16 protein-coding genes are annotated in these 20,078 nt (G+C 74.0%); 8 read left to right on the forward strand and 8 right to left on the reverse strand.

Annotation, left to right across the window (positions count from 1 at the left end; genetic code table 11):
• The 6 genes from nuoH to ACFWWQ_RS13860 form a co-directional block, all read right to left on the reverse strand.
• On the reverse strand, positions 1-966 hold the full coding sequence (gene nuoH / locus ACFWWQ_RS13835) for an NADH-quinone oxidoreductase subunit NuoH (RefSeq protein WP_384595077.1): 966 nt from the start codon (positions 964-966) through the stop codon (positions 1-3).
• Entirely contained in the window at positions 963-2,375 is a 1,413-nt protein-coding gene (locus ACFWWQ_RS13840) for an NADH-quinone oxidoreductase subunit C (RefSeq protein ID WP_384595080.1), read from the reverse strand. Before ACFWWQ_RS13840 ends, nuoH begins: the two co-directional genes overlap by 4 nt.
• Entirely contained in the window at positions 2,372-3,040 is a 669-nt protein-coding gene (locus tag ACFWWQ_RS13845; RefSeq protein ID WP_384595083.1) for an NADH-quinone oxidoreductase subunit B, read from the reverse strand. Before ACFWWQ_RS13845 ends, ACFWWQ_RS13840 begins: the two co-directional genes overlap by 4 nt.
• A complete protein-coding gene (locus ACFWWQ_RS13850; RefSeq protein WP_143941903.1) occupies positions 3,031-3,438 on the reverse strand; it encodes an NADH-quinone oxidoreductase subunit A in 408 nt (135 codons plus the stop codon). Before ACFWWQ_RS13850 ends, ACFWWQ_RS13845 begins: the two co-directional genes overlap by 10 nt.
• Before the next feature lie 173 nt (positions 3,439-3,611).
• A complete protein-coding gene (locus ACFWWQ_RS13855) occupies positions 3,612-5,363 on the reverse strand; it encodes a hypothetical protein (RefSeq protein WP_384595086.1) in 1,752 nt (583 codons plus the stop codon).
• Positions 5,364-6,244: 881 nt separating this feature from the next.
• Positions 6,245-6,790: an EsaB/YukD family protein gene (locus ACFWWQ_RS13860; protein ID WP_384595089.1), complete on the reverse strand. Its 546-nt coding sequence runs from the start codon at positions 6,788-6,790 to the stop codon at positions 6,245-6,247.
• A 440-nt stretch (positions 6,791-7,230) separates the two neighbouring features.
• On the opposite strand from ACFWWQ_RS13860, the gene ACFWWQ_RS13865 reads away from it, so the two are divergent.
• The 6 genes from ACFWWQ_RS13865 (at position 7,231) to rarD (ending at position 14,893) form a co-directional block, all read left to right on the forward strand.
• Positions 7,231-8,430, forward strand: a complete 1,200-nt coding sequence (locus ACFWWQ_RS13865) for a sensor histidine kinase (protein WP_384595092.1) — start codon at positions 7,231-7,233, stop codon at positions 8,428-8,430.
• Positions 8,431-8,614: 184 nt separating this feature from the next.
• Entirely contained in the window at positions 8,615-9,427 is an 813-nt protein-coding gene (locus ACFWWQ_RS13870) for a sensor domain-containing protein (protein WP_384595095.1), read from the forward strand.
• A 121-nt stretch (positions 9,428-9,548) separates the two neighbouring features.
• Positions 9,549-10,247: a LuxR C-terminal-related transcriptional regulator gene (locus ACFWWQ_RS13875; RefSeq protein WP_384595098.1), complete on the forward strand. Its 699-nt coding sequence runs from the start codon at positions 9,549-9,551 to the stop codon at positions 10,245-10,247.
• 306 nt (positions 10,248-10,553) lie between these two features.
• Positions 10,554-12,506, forward strand: a complete 1,953-nt coding sequence (locus tag ACFWWQ_RS13880) for a 2-oxoacid:acceptor oxidoreductase subunit alpha (protein WP_384595101.1) — start codon at positions 10,554-10,556, stop codon at positions 12,504-12,506.
• Positions 12,499-13,593 (forward strand): 2-oxoacid:ferredoxin oxidoreductase subunit beta, encoded by a 1,095-nt coding sequence (locus ACFWWQ_RS13885; protein ID WP_384595104.1) that lies wholly within the window; start codon positions 12,499-12,501, stop codon positions 13,591-13,593. Before ACFWWQ_RS13880 ends, ACFWWQ_RS13885 begins: the two co-directional genes overlap by 8 nt.
• A 244-nt stretch (positions 13,594-13,837) precedes the next feature.
• The gene (rarD, locus tag ACFWWQ_RS13890; protein WP_384595107.1) at positions 13,838-14,893 is read left to right on the forward strand and encodes an EamA family transporter RarD; all 1,056 of its coding nucleotides are present in this window, start codon (positions 13,838-13,840) and stop codon (positions 14,891-14,893) included.
• 118 nt (positions 14,894-15,011) lie between these two features.
• On the opposite strand, the gene ACFWWQ_RS13895 is transcribed toward rarD, so the two are convergent.
• Both ACFWWQ_RS13895 and ACFWWQ_RS13900 read right to left on the reverse strand, forming a co-directional pair.
• Positions 15,012-16,304 carry an outer membrane lipoprotein carrier protein LolA gene (locus ACFWWQ_RS13895; protein ID WP_384595110.1) on the reverse strand — a complete coding sequence of 431 codons (1,293 nt, stop codon included), beginning with the start codon at positions 16,302-16,304 and terminating at the stop codon, positions 15,012-15,014.
• Positions 16,305-16,591: 287 nt separating this feature from the next.
• Positions 16,592-17,605: a polyprenyl synthetase family protein gene (locus ACFWWQ_RS13900; protein WP_384595113.1), complete on the reverse strand. Its 1,014-nt coding sequence runs from the start codon at positions 17,603-17,605 to the stop codon at positions 16,592-16,594.
• Between the two features lie 533 nt (positions 17,606-18,138).
• On the opposite strand from ACFWWQ_RS13900, the gene fahA reads away from it, so the two are divergent.
• Together fahA and ACFWWQ_RS13910 are read left to right on the forward strand one after the other, a co-directional pair.
• Positions 18,139-19,350, forward strand: coding sequence for a fumarylacetoacetase (gene fahA, locus ACFWWQ_RS13905; protein ID WP_384595116.1), 1,212 nt, complete (start codon positions 18,139-18,141; stop codon positions 19,348-19,350).
• Between the two features lie 131 nt (positions 19,351-19,481).
• Positions 19,482-19,967, forward strand: a complete 486-nt coding sequence (locus ACFWWQ_RS13910; protein WP_384595119.1) for a hypothetical protein — start codon at positions 19,482-19,484, stop codon at positions 19,965-19,967.
• Positions 19,968-20,078: the final 111 nt, after the last annotated feature.

Below are 20,078 nucleotides of genomic sequence, written 5' to 3' on the forward strand. Positions count from 1 at the left end.
TCAGGAGGTCACCACCTTGACGACGCCGGTGAGGGCGATCTGGACGAGGGCGAGCGGGATCAGGACGGTCCAGGCGAGCTTTTGCAGCTGGTCCTCGCGCAGCCGCGGGTAGGTGACCCGCAGCCAGATGACGCCGAAGGCGAGGACGGCGGTCTTCAGCAGGGTCCACAGCCAGCCGAGGCCGTCGGCGCCGAACGGCCCGTGCCAGCCGCCCAGGAAGAGGACGGAGGTCAGCGCGCAGAGCACGATGATGCCCGCGTACTCGGCGAGCAGGAAGAGCGCGAACCGCAGGCCGGTGTACTCGGTGTACGCGCCGAAGATGATCTCCGAGTCGGCGACCGGCATGTCGAACGGTGGCCGTTGCAGCTCGGCGAGGCCGGCCACGAAGAAGACCACACCGCCGATGAGCTGCCACGGCACCCACCACCAGTGGAAGGATTCGAGGATTCCGGGCAGCGAGAGGGTTCCGGCGGCCATCGCGACGGAGGCGGCGGCGAGCAACATCGGCAGTTCGTAGGCGAGCAGTTGGGCGGCCGTGCGCAAGCCGCCGAGCAGCGAGAACTTGTTGGCCGACGCCCAGCCCGCCATGATCGAGCCGAGGACACCGACGCCCATCACCGCGAGGACGAAGAAGAGGCCCGCGTCGAGGCTCTGGCCGACGGCGTTGTGCGGGCCGATCGGGATGGCGGCGAGGACCAGCAGATACGGCAGCAGTCCGACGGCGGGCGCGAGCTGGAAGATCCGCCGGTCGGCACCGGCCGGGACGATGTCCTCCTTCTGCGCGAACTTCACCCCGTCGGCGACGAGCTGCGCCCAGCCGTGGAACCCGCCCGCGTACATCGGTCCGAGGCGGCCCTGCATATGGGCCATGACCTTGTGTTCGGTCTGCCCGACGACCAGCGGGAGGACGAGGAAGGCGACGAAGACGGCGAGCAGGCGCACCACGATGTCGAGAGCGTCGCTCATGGGGTGTCGCCTCCTGCCGGGTCCTGGGTGGGGGTGCCCTTGTCCGTACCGGCGTCCATACCGGTGCCGGTGTCCTTGTCGGTGCCGGGTTTCTCGTTCTCGTCCGGAACGGTGGCCTTGTCGGTGCCGGACTGCTCGTCCGGGCCGGTTTCCTTGCCGGGGCCGGTTTCCTTTTCGGGGCCGGGTTTGTCGTTCGTACCGGTGCCGTCGGAGGTCGTGTCCGGTTGCGTGGGAGTGGCCTCGTCGGCCGGGGTGGGCTCGGGTTCCTCGAAGGCCGGGCGGGCGTGGTGCCAGGGCGCGTCCGACGCCTCAGGCTTCGCCGACGCCTCAGGCTTCGCCGACGCTTCCGGCCGGGCCGAAGCCGCAGGTCCGGTCGGTGCGGCCGGAGCCGCAGGCCCCGTCGACGTAGCAGGGGCAGTGGCCGGGCCACCGGCCTCGGGCTGGTCCGACGGAGGCTGGTCCGACGCGGGCTGGTCCGACGCAGGCTGCTCCGGCCCGGTGGTGGCCGCACGCTGGCTGGCCGACCCCGCGGTCGCCGAGCGGGTGCGCCTCGCCGGGCGCTCCCCCGCGGCCGGACGCTCCCCCGCGGCCGGACGCTCCCCCGCGGCCGGGCGCTCCCCCGCCGCTCCGGCGCGTCCCGTACCGGCCGTCCGTCCGGCACCGGCGGCGCGGGCGCCACCGGCCGCGCGGGCGCCGCGTGCCGGGCGGGCCGGGGCCGGGGGCAGCTGGCCCTTGAGTGGGCCCCATTCGTTCGGGTCGGGGACTCCGGGCGGCAGCATCTGGCGGCGCTTGGGGCCGCCGTGCTCGGACTCGCCCGGTTCCTTGGCGCCCGGCCATGCCTTGGCGACCCGCGCGGCGAGGACGAAGTCCTTGCGCAGCGGGTGGCCCTCGAAGTTCTCCGGGAGCAGCAGCGGGACGAGGTGCGGGTGGCCGGTGAAGTCCACGCCGAACATCTCGTACGTCTCGCGTTCGTGCCAGGCGGCGCCCGCGTAGACGCCGGTGGCGGTGGGCAGCACCGGCGCGTCGTGCGGCACGGTCGTACGGACGAGGAGTCGGCGGACGGTGCCGGGCCGGGACACATCGGCGAGGTGGGCGCAGATCCGGAAGCCGGTGCCGGGCTCGTCGACGGCGCTCAGCCAGTCGAAGAAGGTGCAGCCCAGGGCGGTGCGGGCGGCGGTCAGGGCCTCGATCCAGCGGTCGGCCGGCACGTCGACGGTCAGCAGGTCGTAGGCGGCTTCCGCGGTGGCGCCCGTGCCGAAGAGGACGCTCGCCGGGCCGGGCAGCCAGCCGACGACGGGCTCGGCCGCCTCGCCCGCACCGTCCACGGCGCCGTCCACGGGCTCGTTCGTCGGCTCGTCCACCGGTCCGTTCGCCGACCCGTTCGTCGATTCGCTCGTCGGCTCGCTCATCGGGGCTCCTCCCCCGGACCGCCGGGTTCCGCCGTGGTGGACAGGCCGGGCTTCGGGGGCGCCACCAGGCCGCTGCGCAGCGCGTTCACCGAGGGCGCGGCGGCCGGGCCGGTCGCGTAGCGCTCACCCAGCGATTCGCGGGCGATCTTCTCCTGGAGCTTCAGGATGCCCTGCAGCAGCGCCTCCGGGCGGGGCGGGCAGCCCGGTACGTACACGTCCACCGGAATGATCTGGTCAACGCCCTTGGTCACCGAGTACGAGTCCCAGTAGGGGCCGCCGCAGTTGGAGCAGGCGCCGAAGGAGATGACGTACTTCGGCTCGGGCATCTGCTCGTAGAGACGCTTGACGGCCGGGGCCATCTTGTCGGTGACCGTGCCCGAGACGATCATCAGGTCGGCCTGGCGCGGGCCGGGCGCGAACGGGATGACGCCGAGCCGGATGAAGTCGTGGCGCGCCATGGAGGCGGCGATGAACTCGATGGCGCAGCAGGCGAGGCCGAAGTTGAAGACCCACAGGCTGTAGCGGCGGCCCCAGTTGAGGACCACCTTCATCGGTTCGGGCGCGAGGCGGGCGAGCGTGCCCAGGCGGCGCGGCATCGGCAGATCGGTGCGGGCAGAGCCCTCGGCCGCTGCCGACGCGCCGCCGGGGGCGGGGGTCACGTCCATTCCAGGACGCCCTTCTTCCATGCATAGAGCAGGCCGACGGTGAGGAAGCCGAGGAAGATGAACATCTCCACGAGCGTGACGCCACCGAAGCCGGGGGCGGCGAAGACCGTCGCCCAGGGGAACAGGAAGATCGAGTCGACGGCGAAGATCACGTAGAGGAACGCGTAGACGTAGTAGCGGACCTGGGTGTGCGCCCAGCCCTCGCCGACCGGGTCCACACCGCACTCGTACGTCAGCAGCTTCTCGGGCGTCGGCACCACGGGCCGCAGCAACCGCCCGGCGCCGAAGGCCACGGCCACGAAGAGGACACCGACGACGGCGACCAGGCCGACGAAGGAATACCCCTGGAAGTACTCCGCGGCGCTGCTGATGGTGCGCACGGTCGTGTCGTCCGGCACGTCCGCCCCTCGCTCCCTGACTGCGCTTGTTCAACGACTTCGACGATCTGTACTCACGGAGTCTAGGCCCTGCGCTCCCCGCGCTGAGCAGCTGCGTCACGTCAGCGGTGGCGTTGGCCCCACTTCGTCCCGGCTCTGCAACCGGCTGCCGGACGGTCCTGCCCACCATGCGGTCAGGCTCCGGCGCTGTCCGGGCGGGGCAGCGGGCCGCCGTCGAAGGGGCTCCGTTCGTCGGGCGGTCCGTCGAAGGGGGACCGGTCCGCGCCCGGGGGCGGTGCCTGGGGGTGCCGGGTGGCGCGCAGGGGTTCCGGTTGACGGGGAGGGGTGGCGGTGGGAGGGGGCTGGTGTGGTGGCTGCCCGTACGGGGTTGCCTGGGGGTGCTGCTGTGCCGGGGGCAGCTGCTGGGCGGCGTACGGCGGGTGGGGCTGCATGTACGGGTGGACCTCTGAGGGCACAGGGGGCTGGAGTGATGCGGGGGATGAAGCGGGTGATTGTGGGGGCGGAGGCTGCTGTGAGACGTGGGGTGGCTGCGCCATCTGTCCTGGCTGCGGGACGTGGGTCGGCTGCGCCACCTGCCCCGACTGTGTCGCCTGGTACTGCTGCGGCGTCTGGTACTGCTGCGGCGTCTGGTACTGCTGCGATGTCCGGCCCTGATGTGCCGTCTGGATCTGCTGCGGGAGCGAGGGCTGCCGGTGGGGTTGGTGTGGGTGGTGGTTCTGGTGCGGGGGCTGGCCCTGGGTTTGCTGCGGCTGCTGCGGGCCGGGCGGCGTGTGGGGCTGCGGCCCGTTACCAGGGAGCGGCCCGGCACCGGGGGCGGCGACTGGCACCACGGGGAGGACCGTGGCCGGACCGGCAGCGGGCGCGACCGGCCCGGCGGCGCCCGGGACGACCGTCGGAGCCGCATCGGGAGCCGGCCGCGGATGAGCGGTCGTGGATCCGGCGGGGCGGACGACGCCGTGGGCGACGTACGGTTCGCCGCCGCGGGCGGTCCGGTCGGACGGGCGGCGGCCTGGTTCGCGGGAGACCGCGCGGTTCATCACCTCGGCGGCGATCCGGGCGGTGGCCGCGAGGGTGCGTGCTCCCAGCAGTTCCGTACGGATCGCGCCGCCCGCGGCCAGGTGGCGGTCGTAGGGCAACGGCAGCACCGCCGCGCCGCCCGCGCCGAGGTGGGTGGCGGCCTTACGGGCGTCGATGCCGGTGTCGGGTGCCAGATGGGTGAGGACCACGACGGTGGTCGGCAGCAGGCCCGGGTGCAGACCGCCCACCCAGTCCAGTACGGAGCGGGTGGCCGCGACGCCCTCGGGGGTGGCCGGGGTGACCAGTACACGTGCCTGCGTGGTGACCAGCGCGGTGCGGGCCACCTCGGCGGGCAGGGTCTCGCAGTCGACGACGGTGGCGGCGAAGTGCCGCCGCAGCGAGGTCATGACGACGCGGTACGTGTCGAGGTCCAGCCGGGTGCCGATCGCGCCCTGGCTGCCGGGCAGCAGCCAGCCGCCGCCCGCGAACGGCAGCAGATAGCCGGTCAGGTCGGTGATCTGCATCGACGGGTCGACGATCTCCGCCAGATCGCTGCCCGACCAGCGCACCTCGCGCGCGCCCAGCCGGTGCGGCAGGGTGCCGAGCGCCGGATCGGCCTCGACGGCGAGGACCGGGTCGGGCCGGTGGTGGGCGTAGGTCAGCGCGAGCAGCGCCGCGACGGTGGACTTGCCCGCGCCGCCACGGATGCTGGAGACCGCGATCTGCCGCCCGGTGACCACCGGCTGCCGGATGGCGTACGCCGCCTTCGTGACCGTCGCCGTCTCGATGGCCGGCGACGAGGCGAACACCTTCCGCAACGCCCGTCCGGCCCGCCGCCCCAACGGGTCACCCCGCCGCGGTGTGGGCTGCCCGTCGGCGAGTTCGGGCGGCAACAGCGGTACGGACACGGGCGTACGCGCGGGAAGCCCGGGTCGCCCGTACCGCCCGGGGACGGGGACGGGGGCGAGGGCGGCGTCCGTGGGGGCGGTAGGGGTGGGTGGGGGCTGGGCCGGGCCTGGAGTGACGGGGGTGGCCGGGGCCTGCGCCGGACCCGGGCGCAGGTCAACGGGGACGGCCGGGGCCTGCGCCCGGGCCGGGGGCCCGGATACGGCCGGGCCCGGGCCCGGTGGCGCGGGCGCGGGCGAAGCCGGGGGCAGCAGGCCCGGGCCCGGTGGCGCGGGCGAAGCCGGGGGCAGCGCCCCGCCTGTCATCGCGCCTGAAGCCCCGCCCGGCGTCGCACCTGAAGCCGCGCCCGGCGTCGGCCCCGGAGGCGCGTCCGACGCGGCACCCGGATGCGGGCCCGTTCCGGCAACCGGCATCGGCCCTGCCGTGCCCCCCGGCCCCGGAGCTGACACGGCATACGGCCCCGGGCCCGGCCCACCCGGCATCACGGCCGGACCGGGCCCCGCCGCCTCTCCCCCGGCGTGCGCCACCTGCCCGGGCGCCCCCGGCACCGCCGCAGGCGCCCCTGAGACACCCCCTCCGGGCACCCCCGAGGCGTCTGCTCCGGGTGCCCCGGACACACCGCCCGTTCCGTTCTGCGTCTGCGCCTCCATGCCCCGCCGCCCCTCTTCCCCCGGTGCTCCCGGTGCCTCCGGGCGGACCGGCCGCTCCGTTGCCTCTGGCCGTTCTCCTGGGCCCACCCGCTCCGACCGTTCGGGTACCGCCTGCGGTTCCAGCCGGCCGGGTGCCGCCAACGGGTCCGCCGCCTCCGTAACCGGCAGTCCCCGGCCCCGGCTCACCCGTTCCGTACCGTTCATCCGCTCGTCCGCTCCTCCGCCGCTGCGCGTCAGAACGCGTCCCGCAGCAGGGCGTACCCGCCGAGGGCGCCCACCGTCACCGGGATCAGGGCCACGACCGCCGCCGACTCGGTGCGGGCGACGGCGCGCCGCAGTGCGGTGCGCGGCGGGTCCATGGTGCGCAGGGCGAGGAGCGTGACCGGGAGGGCGGCCAGAAGACACAGGAGGCGCAGGAGGGCGGCGAGCAGCGGGGCGGCGACGTCGGCGGCAAGGCCGCGCCCGGGGCGGGTGCCGGGCGTGAACGGGGCCTGGACGAGAGGGAGTTCGGCACCGTCCGCGAGACGGGCGGCGGCGGGGGAGCCGTGTAGCGCAAGGGAGTCGTGCGGTGCGAGGACGGCGCCGTCGGCGGTGGCCAGCCGTTGCGCGCCGGGTCCGGCCGGGCGCTCGCCGAGCAGCCGCAGCAGCTCCGGCAGGAGCGCCCCTACGGGCTCCCCGGACGGGGCGACGAGGCCGGCGCGGCGGCCTCGCCCGGTGACGGGCGGGACCCGGCTCAGGGTGGTGCGCCGCTCCTCGGGGGCGCCCACGGCCGCGCTCACGCCGGGGCCCCCGTCCGGTGGAGGCGGCATGCCCAACGGCCGCCATCCGTCGGGTTTTTGGCCCCGTACGGGGGTGTGTGCCGGGTTTGCCGCGGCCGAGTGGTGTCCGCCCCCGGCGACCGGCCGCCGATATCCCGCGCCATCTCCCCTCACCCCTCCCCTGTACGCACGGCGACACCCTACGGTCACCTCCGCGTCCCCTGTCCACCGGAAGCGCCGACGGAACCGGCAAACGGGCAGGTCAGAGCCGGTACCGGGGCGAGTACCCCCGCACAGGGGCAAGTCGGCCCGAGGGGCGGGCGGGTGGCCTCCCCGGGGACGTCCGGGGGCGGCCGCACCCGGGGAGGCCCGGCCGTCCCTGTGGGGGTGGGGACAACCCCACCCCCACCCGACCCGTGCACCCCATGGCAGGCGGCGCGGCGTCCGGGCAGGCTTGCCGTATGACACAGACCGTGACCCCGGACGGCGGACGCGAGGACGAGGGGGCGCCAGCGCCCCGCCCGCGCGCCGCCCTTTCCCCCACGACCTGGCGGGAGATCGGGTACCTGCTGACCAATCTGCCGCTGGGCGTGCTCGCGTTCGTGGTGGTGCTGGTGTGGCTGGCGCTGGGTCTGGGGCTGTCGATCACGGTGGTCGGGTTGCCGCTGCTGGCCGTGGGCCTGGCGGCGTGCCGGTGGTACGGACGGCTGGAGCGGGCGCGGGCCCGTGGGCTGCTGGGCCTGCGGATACCGGAACCGTCCCCGCTGCGCGCCCGCGAGCCGGGGTTCTTCCCCAGGCTGTGGGCGCGGTTGACGGACCCGGTGGGGTGGCGGCACGCGCTGTTCGCGCTCGTCCGGCTGCCGTGGGTGGTGCTGACCTTCAATCTCAGCCTCGTCCTGCTCGTCGCGGGCTGGCCGCTGCTGCCCTGGGCGGCGCGCCTGCTGACCGACGTCGACCGGGCCATGGTGCGCGGACTCCTGTCGCCGTCGGACGAGCTGGAGCGGCGGATCGCCGAGCTGGAGGCGGACCGCGAGAAGGTGACCGACACCGCCTCGGCGGATCTGCGGCGCATCGAGCGGGATCTGCACGACGGCGCGCAGGCCCGTCTGGTGGCGCTCGCGATGGGGCTCGGGCTGGCGAAGGAGAAGCTGACGGAGGATCCGCAGGCGGCCGCCGCGATGGTGGACGAGGCGCACGGCGAGGTGAAGCTGGCCCTCCAGGAGCTGCGGGATCTGGCCCGGGGCATCCATCCGGCGATCCTCACGGACCGCGGCCTCGGCCCGGCCCTGACGTCGCTGGCGGGGCGCTGCACGGCCCCGGTGTCCGTCTCCGTGGAGCTGACGGAGCGCCCGGTACCGGCCATCGAGGGGATCGTGTACTTCACCGTCTCCGAGCTGCTGCAGAACGTCTCCAAGCACTCCGGGGCGCGGTCCGCCGCCGTCGGGGTGCGGCGGACCGGCAGGCGACTGCTGGTGACGGTCACGGACGACGGACACGGCGGCGCCCGGCGGGTACCGGGCGGCGGCATGGCGGGGCTCGCCGACCGGCTGGCGTCGGTGGACGGCGCCTTCACCCTGGACTCGCCGCCGGGCGGCCCCACCCGGATCACCGCCGCCCTCCCCTGGCGCGGCCGCACCACGGGCACCGCCCCGGCCCCCTGACCACACCGCGCCCGCACCACGGCGCCACGGCCGCCGCGCCACGCCGCCACACCGCATCCGGACGCCCGGGCCGCCTCCAGGCCGCGTCCGGCGATCGGCCACGCCCGACATCAGGCACCCCCGACATCAGGCACCCCCGATATCAAGCACCCCCGACTCCAGGTACACCGACAGGACGGACGGCATGACGATGGCCACGGCTTCCGAGCGGCGGGCGGGCGCCCCCCGCGTACTCCTGGCGCTGCGCGCCCCCTTCTCGGGGCGTACCTGGCGCGCGTTCCTCTACCTCCTCACCAATCTCCCGGTGGCCGTGGCGCTGTTCGCGTACGCGACGACGCTGTGCGCCCTGAGCGCGGGACTGCTGGTGACGGTCGCGGGGATCCCGGTGTTCGCGGCGGGGCTCGCGGGGGCGCGGGGGCTGGGCGCCATGGAGCGGGCGCGGGCCCGCGCACTCCTGGGGGTGACCGTGGCGGCACCGCCACCGGTGCGGGCGGCCGGGGGCGGCGTGGTGCGGTGGACCGGCGCGTTGCTGCGGGACGGTTCGTCCTGGCGGCAGTTGCTCTGCTGCTTCCTGCGCTTCCCCTGGGCGGTGGCCGCCTTCGTGTTCACGGTGACGTACTGGGCGCTCGGCTGGTCGCTGCTGCTGTATCCGCTGTGGCGGTGGACGTTCCCGCGCTACCTGAGCCAGCCGGGCATCCAGGTGTGGAACCCGGACACCGCCCCCGGCACCTTCTCCGGATACGTCGAGACCCCGCCCGAGATCGCGCTCGCCGCCGCCGTGGGCCTGCTGCTCGTCCTCGCCCTGCCCCGGGTGACGTACGCGCTGACCGTCCCGGACCGGGCCCTGGTACGCGTCCTGCTCGGCCCCTGGCCGGGGGCCACCCCCGGGCCGGGAACGGGCGCCGGGCCCGGGGCGGCACCCGCCCCGCACGGCGGCGCCCCGGAAACCGTACGGAGCCCGGCGCTCCGGGAAGGCCCGGCGCCCCGGGAGAGCTGACCGCCCCAGGAACCTCATGTTCCCCTTCCGCCCCGCGCCTCGCTCCCCCCGTTTCTCCCCCTCCGCGTCCGGATGCTGGGATGCTGAGGTGCCGCGCCGGGGTGGCGCGGGGTGGCGGCGCATGGGCGCTTCGGGAGAGACGGGCGACGTGGAGGACAGGGTGCGGGTGGTCATCGCCGAGGATTCGGTGCTGCTGCGGGAGGGGCTGACGCGGCTGCTGACCGACCGCGGGCACGACGTCGTGGCCGGTGTCGGAGACGGTGACGCGCTGGTCGCGGCGGTCGGCGAACTGGCCGCCGCCGGTACGCCGCCCGACGTGGTCGTGGCCGACGTACGGATGCCGCCGACCCACACCGACGAGGGGGTGCGGGCCGCTCTCACGCTGCGGCGGGCGCATCCGGAGGTCGGTGTGCTGGTGCTGTCGCAGTACGTCGAGGAGCAGTACGCGACCGAGCTGCTTGCCGGGTCGACCCGCGGCATCGGCTATCTGCTCAAGGACCGCGTCGCCGAGGTGCGGGAGTTCGTCGACGCGGTGGTGCGGGTCGCAGGCGGCGGTACCGCGCTCGACCCCGAGGTGGTGGCCCAACTGCTGGGCCGCAGCCGTCGACAGGAGGCGCTGGACCGGCTGACACCGCGCGAGCGGGAGGTGCTGGCCCTGATGGCGGAGGGCCGGACGAACGCGGCCGTGGCCCGGGAGCTGGTGATCAGCCACGGCGCGGTGGAGAAGCACATCGGCAACATCTTCCTGAAGCTGGGCCTGGCGCCGAGTGACGGGGATCACCGTCGGGTGCTCGCCGTCCTCACCTACCTCCGGCCGTGACGCCTCCGCCGCGCCGCCCTGGACCAGGCATGCGCCGCGCGCCCCCGAGGACGTAGGTCCGGGGTCCTACCACCAATGTCGGACCGTCACCGGAGCCCGGAGCGTCCCCGGCGAGGGCGACGTAACCAGTGTTTTCATGACAATTCGCAACCAGCCGTCATCTCATGGCGACGTCCACCATGCGATCGACCCAGGGAAGGCGACCCTTACCCCCGTACGATGGTGAGGGGACCGTCCGGTCGGCACGACATGTCCCGATCCCGCCCTCCGGCGGGGAGCCGTACCCCTCTAGGGAGGTCCGAAGCAGTGACCAGCCAGGTCAGCAGCACAGCCGAACAGGCCGACGGAGCGCACGTCGGGGAACAGCGCTCCTTTGGTGACGGGGGCACAGACAAGGAGATCCGGCGTCTGGACCGGGTGATCATCCGGTTCGCGGGCGACTCCGGTGACGGCATGCAGCTCACGGGCGACCGGTTCACATCGGAGACCGCGTCCTTCGGCAACGACCTGTCGACGCTGCCGAACTTCCCCGCCGAGATCCGCGCCCCCGCCGGGACCCTCCCCGGCGTCTCCAGCTTCCAGCTGCACTTCGCCGATCACGACATCCTCACCCCGGGTGACGCCCCCGACGTCCTGGTGGCGATGAACCCCGCCGCCCTGAAGGCGAACCTCGCGGACGTGCCGCACGGCGCGGAGATCATCGTCAACACCGACGAATTCACCAAACGCCCGATGGCGAAGGTCGGCTACGCCACCAGCCCGCTGGAGGACGGTTCGCTGGAGGCGTACCGCGTCCACCCGGTGCCGCTCACCACGCTGACGGTCGAGGCGCTGAAGGACTTCGGGCTCTCCCGCAAGGAGGCCGAGCGCAGCAAGAACATGTTCGCGCTGGGCCTGCTGTCGTGGATGTACCACCGGCCGACCGAGGGCACCGAGAAGTTCCTGGCGGCGAAGTTCGCGAAGAAGCCGAACATCGCCAAGGCGAACGTCGCGGCCTTCCGGGCGGGCTGGAACTTCGGTGAGACGACGGAGGACTTCGCCGTCTCGTACGAGGTCGCCCCGGCGTCGAAGGCGTTCCCGACGGGGACGTACCGCAACATCTCCGGCAACCTGGCGCTCTCCTACGGGCTGATCGCCGCGGGCCGTCAGGCGGATCTGCCGGTCTACCTGGGCTCGTACCCGATCACCCCGGCCTCCGACATCCTGCACGAGCTGTCCAAGCACAAGAACTTCGGCGTGCGGACGTTCCAGGCCGAGGACGAGATCGCGGGCATCGGCGCGGCGCTCGGCGCGGCGTTCGGCGGTTCGCTCGCGGTGACGACGACGTCCGGCCCCGGTGTGGCGCTGAAGTCGGAGACCATCGGCCTCGCCGTCAGCCTCGAACTGCCGCTGCTGATCGTCGACATCCAGCGCGGCGGCCCCTCCACGGGCCTGCCGACCAAGACCGAGCAGGCCGACCTGCTCCAGGCGATGTACGGCCGCAACGGCGAGGCGCCGGTGCCGATCGTGGCGCCGAAGACCCCCGCGGACTGCTTCGACGCCGCCCTGGACGCCGCCCGGATCGCGCTGACCTACCGCACCCCGGTGTTCCTGCTCTCCGACGGCTACCTCGCCAACGGCTCCGAGCCCTGGCGCATCCCGGAGACCGACGGGCTCCCCGACCTGCGCGTCCAGTTCGCCACCGGGCCCAACCACCAGCTGGCGGACGGCACCGAGGTCTTCTGGCCGTACAAGCGCGATGAGCAGACCCTCGCGCGCCCCTGGGCGGTTCCCGGCACGCCGGGCCTGGAGCACCGTATCGGCGGCATCGAGAAGCAGGACGGCACGGGCAACATCTCCTACGACCCGGCCAACCACGACTTCATGGTCCGCACCCGCCAGGCGAAGGTGGCCGGTATCGAGGTGCCGGACCTGGAGGTCGACGACCCGGCCGGTGAGGACGGCGCGGGCGCGGGCCTCCTCGTACTGGGCTGGGGCTCGACGTACGGCCCGATCACCGCCGCCGTGCGGCGCGTCCGGGGCGCGGGGCAGCGCATCGCGCAGGCCCATCTGCGCCACCTCAACCCCTTCCCGCGGAATCTGGGCGAGGTCCTGGCGCGTTACGACAAGGTGATCGTGCCGGAGATGAACCTCGGCCAGCTCGCCACCCTGCTGCGCGCCGAGTTCCTGGTGGACGCGCGCTCGTACACCCAGGTCAGCGGAATGCCGTTCAAGGCCGAGCAGCTCGCCGAGGTCTTCAAGGAGGCCATCAATGACTGAGACGATCCCGGGGCCGGCGGCCGGGCCGCAGGCGCTGGCGCTGGTGCCCAAGGCCGAGGCCAAGCAGTCCATGAAGGACTTCAAGTCGGACCAGGAGGTCCGCTGGTGCCCCGGCTGCGGTGACTACGCCGTCCTCGCCGCCGTGCAGGGCTTCATGCCCGACCTGGGGCTGGCGAAGGAGAACATCGTCTTCGTCTCCGGCATCGGCTGCTCCTCCCGCTTCCCGTACTACATGAACACCTACGGGATGCACTCGATCCACGGCCGCGCCCCGTCGATCGCCACGGGCCTGGCGTCCTCCCGCCGCGACCTGTCCGTCTGGGTCGTCACCGGCGACGGCGACGCGCTGTCCATCGGCGGCAACCACCTCATCCACGCCCTGCGCCGCAACGTCAACCTCAAGATCCTGCTGTTCAACAACCGGATCTACGGTCTGACGAAGGGCCAGTACAGCCCCACCTCCGAGCTCGGCAAGATCACCAAGTCGACGCCGATGGGGTCGCTGGACGCGCCGTTCAACCCGGTGTCGCTGGCGCTCGGCGCGGAGGCGTCGTTCGTGGCCCGCACCGTCGACTCCGACCGCAAGCACCTCACCTCGGTGCTGCGCGCCGCCGCCGACCACCCTGGCACCGCGCTGGTCGAGATCTACCAGAACTGCAACATCTTCAACGACGGCGCCTTCGAGGTCCTCAAGGACAAGGAGAAGGCGGAGGAGGCCGTCATCCGGCTGGAGCACGGGCAGCCGATCCGGTTCGGCGTGCCCGCCCCGGACGGCCTCGGCGCCAAGGGCGTGGTCCGCGACCCGGCCACCGGTGACCTGCGGGTCGTCGACGTGCAGGAGGAGGGCACCGACTCCATCCTCGTGCACGACGCGCACAGCCCGTCGCCCACCACCGCGTTCGCGCTCTCCCGCCTCGCCGACCCGGACACGCTGCACCACACCCCCATCGGTGTGCTGCGCGACGTCGAGCGCCCGGTCTACGACACTCTGATGGCCGAACAGCTGGACGCCGCCGTCGAGCAGCAGGGCAAGGGCGACCTCGGCGCCCTGCTGGCCGGTAACGACACCTGGACGGTCGTCGGCTGAGGGCCGCGCCTGCGCGTTCTCCCCGGTGCCCCCACGGGCGCGAGCCACCCGGCTCGCCCGGTGGGGGCACCGGCGCGTTCCGGGGCCGTGACCAGGGCGTTCGTCGGTGGCGGGCAGTGTGCCGAGGCGTCGCCGGACAGTCATGACCGTATGCCGATACGCACATGACAGGCGGGCGGCGCGGCGCTACCGTCACAGGATCGGCGCCGCGCCCGGAGCGGCCGGGCAGCAACGGGAGGGCCCCTTGGAGTCTGGGAACACGCAGCGCACGGGGCTCACGTACGGTCTCGCCGCGTACGGCATGTGGGGGCTGCTGCCGCTCTACTGGCATCTGCTGGACGCCGCCTCTCCGGCCGAGATCCTCGCGCACCGCATGGCGTGGTCGCTGCCGGTCGCCGCGCTCATCCTGGCGGTGCTGCGCCGCTGGTCGTGGGTGCGTCCGCTGCTGCGGCAGCCGCGCCGGATGGCGCTGGTCGCGGCGTGCTCGGCGGTCATCTCCGTCAACTGGTTCCTGTACATCTGGGCGGTGAACTCCGGGCACGTCCTGGAAGCGTCGCTCGGGTACTTCATCAATCCGCTGGTCAGCATCGCCTTCGGGGTGCTGGTGCTGCGGGAGCGACTGCGGCCGTTGCAGTGGACGGCGGTGGGCGTGGGCACCCTCGCGGTGCTCGTGATGGCCCTTGCCTATGGCCGGGTGCCGTGGATCTCGCTGGTCCTGGCCTTCTCGTTCGCGACGTACGGGCTGCTGAAGAAGGGCATCAAGCTCGACGGCGTGGACGGTTTCGCCGCAGAGACGGCGATGCAGTTCGTGCCCGCGGTGGGCTTCCTGGTCTTCCTCGGCGTACGCGACGACTCGGTGTTCGTGAGCGGCGGCATCGGCACGGCGCTGCTGCTCGCGGGATGCGGGGTGGCGACGGCGGTGCCGCTGATCTGCTTCGGCGCCGCGGCGGTCCGGCTGCCGCTGACGACGATCGGGATGCTGCAGTATCTGGCGCCGACGTTCCAGTTCGCGCTGGGCCTGCTGGTCTTCCACGAGTCGATGCCGCCGGAGCGGTGGGCCGGTTTCGCCCTGGTGTGGCTGGCGCTGGCGCTGCTGACCTGGGACGCGCTGCGGACCGCCCGCGCCGCACGGGCGGCGGTGGCGGCTGCGAGGCGCCGGGCCTCCGCCGCGGTCTCCGAGGGCACAGCCTCCGAAGTCGCAGTCTCCGAGAGCGCGGCCGCGGCGACCGGGGGCCCGGCGCACCGGGAGGCGGGGGGCCCGGACCCGCTTCCGGCGGCTGCGGATGAGTCGTTGGGCTAGGACGGGGGCGGCGGCCCGGGCCTGGCCGGTGCCGGGGGTGTCCCGGCTCGTACGGGCATCGGCCGTTCCGGCCCAGGGGCGCGCCGGTTGGCGTCGGGCGCCCCTGAGACCGATGGGCCTACTTGGCGGCGTGGGCCGTGTTCGCCGTGCTGACGAGGGTCTGCTGGTCGACGGCGCCGACGTAGACCGTGCCGTCGTCGGTCAGCAGGGCGTTGACCAGGCGGGTGCTGAAGACCCGGCCGGAGCCGAAGTCGCCGTGCACCGTGTCGCCGAGGCTGTCGAGGAACGCGGCCGCACCGCCCTTGCCGGTCGGCAGGGAGCCGGCCCCCTTGAGCACGGCGACGCCGGTCCAGCCCTTGCCGAGGACCGTGACACCGTGCGGACCCGCGGCGTTTCGCGCGCCCTCCTCGCCCCGGAACTCCTTGAAACCCTCGAAGTCCTTGCCGCCGTGCTGCCCCTGGAGACCACCGCCGTGGCCCTTCCCCTGGGCTATGCGTGCGCCGTCGACGATCTTCGCGTCGTGGGGCGGGGCGAACGAGGAGGCGGCCGGGCGGGCGAAGTCGACGGTGGTGAAGCCCGCGTCCACGACGGCGTCGCCCCCGCTCCGGGGCAGCAGTGAGAACTTCAGCGGCACGCCGTTGGCGGCGTCGACCGCGATCCGGACCGATCCGACCGTCGACCCGGACTGCTTCGGCGTCAGCACCAGCTGGTACGCGTCCCGCCCGGCGACCTTCGCGGTGGCGCCGACGGTGACGGACGTGGTGTCCCCCGCTGCCTTCAGCGCCTGCCGGGCGAGGTCCTGCGGGGTGGCCCCGGCCAGGTCCCGCGGCAGACCCGCACCGAGCCGCGGGCCGTGCGCGGCGCCCGCGGGACGCCCGGAGCGGACGGCGGTGTTGCTGCCGCCGTCGTACGCCCAGGTGCGGTCGCCGTCGCGGATCAGGCTGTACTCGGAACCGCCGTCGACGAAGGTGACGCGCTGCTTCGCGGGGCCGTCGGCCGCTATCCGCAGAGTGTGGGCGCCGGACGCCAGCTCCATCAGCTTGTTCCGCGGCGACTGCGGGGCGTCGCTGCCGTCGCCCTCGCCGGAGCCGCCCGCGCTGCCGAAGCCCGGCATCGCGCCGCCCGCGCCTGTCAGCGACGGCAGGCCCAGGTCCGTGGTGACGCGGACGGTGCCGGACAGCTGCTGGGTGCCGGACGCGGCCATCTTGGCGAGGAGCTGCTGCGCCGTGATCTTCGGCAGGTCGGGCGAGCCGGATCCAGCGAACGCCGGGACCAGCCCGACCGTCGCCGCCACCACCCCCGCCACCGCGACCGGGACGCCGTACCGGACGGCCTTGCGGCGCCGCACCGGGACGTCCGCCTCCGGGCCCTGGCTGCCTGCGGTGGCGTCTGTCGGTTCGTTCCGTGGCATGTGCCTAACCTCCGGTCATGAGCGGCGGGCCCGCGCTGCGCACCGGTCCCCCGGGCCCCTTCGTGGCCGTACCGCCGCGTTGTGGTGACTCCCATCCCACCAAAACGCCCGGCACACCGCGTCAACCCACGGAGCCAACCCGTCCTCCTGCTGGGGTATGACATCCGGTCAGCGCACCACGGCGCACCTACACCGGGAGGGTGACGCGCACCCTGACGGAGGCTGGGGGCGAGGCGGATCGGCCGGTCCCGGGGACCGGCCAGTCGCGCCGCTGCCGCCCGCTCCGGTCAGCCCGCCCGGTGCACCACCGCGTCGCAGAGGCTCTCCAGCGCCGTCTTCGCCATGCAGTCCGGCAGCGGCGCCAGCACGGCGCGGGCCTCCTGGACGTGGCGGACGGTGTCGCGGCGGGCCTGTTCGAGCGCGGGGTGGGCGCGGAGCGCGGCGAGCGCCTCGGCGTGCCGGGCGTCATCCGTGAGGTCACCGGCGAGCAGCTCGCACAGGGCGCGGTCCTCGGCGGTGCCGGACGGGCTCTCGGCGCGGGCCCGCAGATACAGCACGGGCAGGGTGGCGACGCCCTCGCGCAGGTCCGTGCCGGGCGTCTTGCCGGACTCGTGGGAGTCGCTGGCGATGTCGAGCACGTCGTCGGCCAGCTGGAAGGCGGTGCCCAGCCGCTCGCCGTACTGGGTGAGGATGTCGACGGCCGTCTCGTCGGCGCCGGACATCATCGCACCGAAGCGGCAGGCCACGGCGACCAGCGAACCGGTCTTCCCGGCAAGGACGTCGAGGTAGTGGCTCACCGGGTCACGCCCGTCGCGCGGCCCCGCGGTCTCCAGGATCTGGCCGGTCACCAGCCGCTCGAACGCCTCCGCCTGGATACGGACCGCCTCGGGCCCGAGGTCGGCGAGGATGTGCGAGGCCCGCGCGAAGAGGAAGTCGCCGGTCAGAACGGCGAGGGAGTTGCCCCAGCGGGCGTTGGCGCTGGCCACGCCGCGGCGCACGTCCGCCTCGTCCATCACGTCGTCGTGGTACAGCGTCGCCAGATGCGTCAGCTCGACGACGACGGCCGAGGGCACCACACCGGGGGCGTACGGATCGCCGAACTGCGCGGCGAGCGTGACGAGCAGCGGCCGGAACCGCTTGCCGCCCGCGCGGACGAGATGCTGTGCGGACTCGGTGATGAACGGCACGTCGCTTTTGGTGGCCTCCAGCAGGCCCTCCTCGACAGCCGCCAACCCGGCCTGGACATCGGCCTCAAGAGCCTGGTCCCGCACGCTCAGCCCGAAGGGCCCGACGACGGTCACGAGGGGTACTCCTGTCTGCTGACGATCAAACGGAACGTCGATCTGTCGCTGTCTCCACCGCCTGCCAGCGTATCCGGTCCCAGTTCGATCACCGTGAGCGCCCGCCCCCCGAACCCCATCGGCAGCCGACCAGCCCTGTGCCCGGTATGTTCCGTGGTCCCTTTTTCTCCGATATCACGCGGATGGGGCGGGCGCGGGCCCCTCGACCGGGCGGGGCCGGGGCGGGCCCGAGGGGGCGAGGCGGGCGGCCCGGGGCAGATACGCGGGCCCTGCGTGTCCGGGGCGGCTCCCCCCGTACGGGCATCGCGCATGTACGGCCTCGCGCACGTACGAGCCCCGTCCGCCCGACGCCCGATCCCGCGGCGCCCCTCGCCCCGCTTCCCCCACCTGGGCAGGCATCCGGGGAGTTGTCCACAGGGCCCACGGCGAGCGCCGGACGGGCCGTAGTCTGCTGATCGACCGCACGGCCACCGGCCGGGCGGGCGGGTTCACCACGCCGCGCCCGCCGGTGACGACGAACGCGAGGAGCTGTCATGTCCGAGCAGAGCCCGTTCGACCTTCCCGAAGGCGACCCCTTCGGCCCGCACACCCTGCCCTACGGCGTGTTCAGCACCCCCGCGGCGCCCGCGCTGCGCCGCCTCGGCGTCCGCTACGGCCGGTATGTCCTCGATCTGAGCGCGCTGCCCGAGCCCCTCCGCCCCGCCCACGCCGAGCTGCTGGCCGCGCCAGTCCTCAACCCGCTGCTGGCCGCCGGGCGGCCGGTGTGGACCGAGGTCCGGGCCGCCGTCCGCGCCGCGCTGACCGATCCCGCGCACCGCTCCGCCGTCGCCCCCCTGCTGCACCCCCTCGACGACGTCACCCTCCACCTCCCCTTCGACGTCGCCGACTACGTCGACTTCTACGCCAGCGAGCACCACGCCACCAACGTCGGCAAGATCTTCCGCCCGGACGGCGCCGCCCTCCCGCCGAACTGGAAGCACCTGCCGATCGGCTACCACGGCCGCGCCGGGACCGTCGTGGTGTCGGGCACCCCCGTCGTCCGCCCCAACGGCCAGCGCAAGGCCCCCGCCGACGCGGCGCCGACGTTCGGCCCCTCCGGCCGTCTCGACATAGAGGCCGAGGTCGGCTTCGTCGTCGGTACCCCCTCGACGCTCCACGAGCCGGTCGCCCTGGAGTCGTTCCGCGAGCACGTCTTCGGGGTCTGCCTCGTCAACGACTGGTCCGCGCGCGACATCCAGGCGTGGGAGTACGTCCCCCTCGGCCCGTTCCTCGGCAAGTCCTTCGCCACCTCCGTCTCCGCGTGGATCACCCCGCTCGACGCCTTCGACGACGCCCGCACCGCCCCGCCCGCCCGCGACTTCCCGCTGCTGCCCTACCTCGACGACACGACGGGCGAACCGGGCGGCATCGACCTGCGCATCGAGGTCCGGATCAACGACGAGACCGTCTCCCGGCCCCCGTTCGCCTCGATGTACTGGACGGCCGCCCAGCAGCTGGCCCATATGACCGTCAACGGCGCGTCCCTGCGCACCGGCGACCTCTACGCCTCCGGCACGGTCTCCGGACCCGAGCCGGACCAGCGCGGCTGCCTCCTCGAACTCACCGAGGGCAAGGGCCCGTTCCTCCGGGACGGCGACGAGGTGACCCTCACCGCCTGGGCCCCCGGTGCGGACGGCGCCCGCATCGGCCTGGGCGACGTCACCGGCCGTATCCTCCCCGCGCCGGCCACGCCGCTCGCCCCATGACCCCACAGTCAACGACCGTGGGGACAACGGCAGAAGCGGTGGCGGAGGCGGGCGCACGATCGTCACCTCGCCTCCACACCCCTCCTGCTAGCCTCACGGCTTCCCCCTCCCCACCGATCGAGGAGACGTAGGTGCGCAAGGCAGCGCAGATCACCGGAGCGGCCGCCCTCGCCGCGATGCTGCTCAGCGGCTGCGGCAGCAGCGGCGGCAACTCCGAGGACAAGCCGGGCAAGCAGGAGACGACCGCGCCGTCGGCACCCGACGCGGGCGGCAAGCCCTCCGAGGGCGCGGCGCTGGAGGGCGCCTGGGAGACCAAGGAGGGCGGCGACCCGCTCATCCTGGTGTTCAAGAACGGCACGGCCGCCCTCAGCCGGGGCCACAAGGCCGGGTGCCTGGGCAAGGTCCAGTCGATGGCCGGTATGTCGATGGTGGCGCTGAAGTGCACCGACGGGGACACCAGCCGCACGGTGGGCCGCCTCAAGCCCGGTGCGGACGGCAAGAGCCTGACCGTCAGCTGGGAGGGCGGCCCGACGGAGAAGTTCCAGCGGTCGACGGACGGCAAGGTGAAGGTTCCCGATCTGCCGGAGCTGCCCAGCGGCGCCCCGAACGGCGGCTGAGCCCGGTCCGTACGACGGCCGCGGGGGGGCCCCCCCCGGGGGGGGGGGGGGGGGGGCGGCGGGGGGGGGGGGGGGGCGCGCCCCCCCCCCCCCCGGGCAGCCGCACCGGCT

The sequence above is a fragment of the Streptomyces sp. NPDC059080 genome (genome assembly GCF_042739975.1).
Taxonomy (GTDB): Bacteria; Actinomycetota; Actinomycetes; order Streptomycetales; family Streptomycetaceae; genus Streptomyces; species Streptomyces benahoarensis.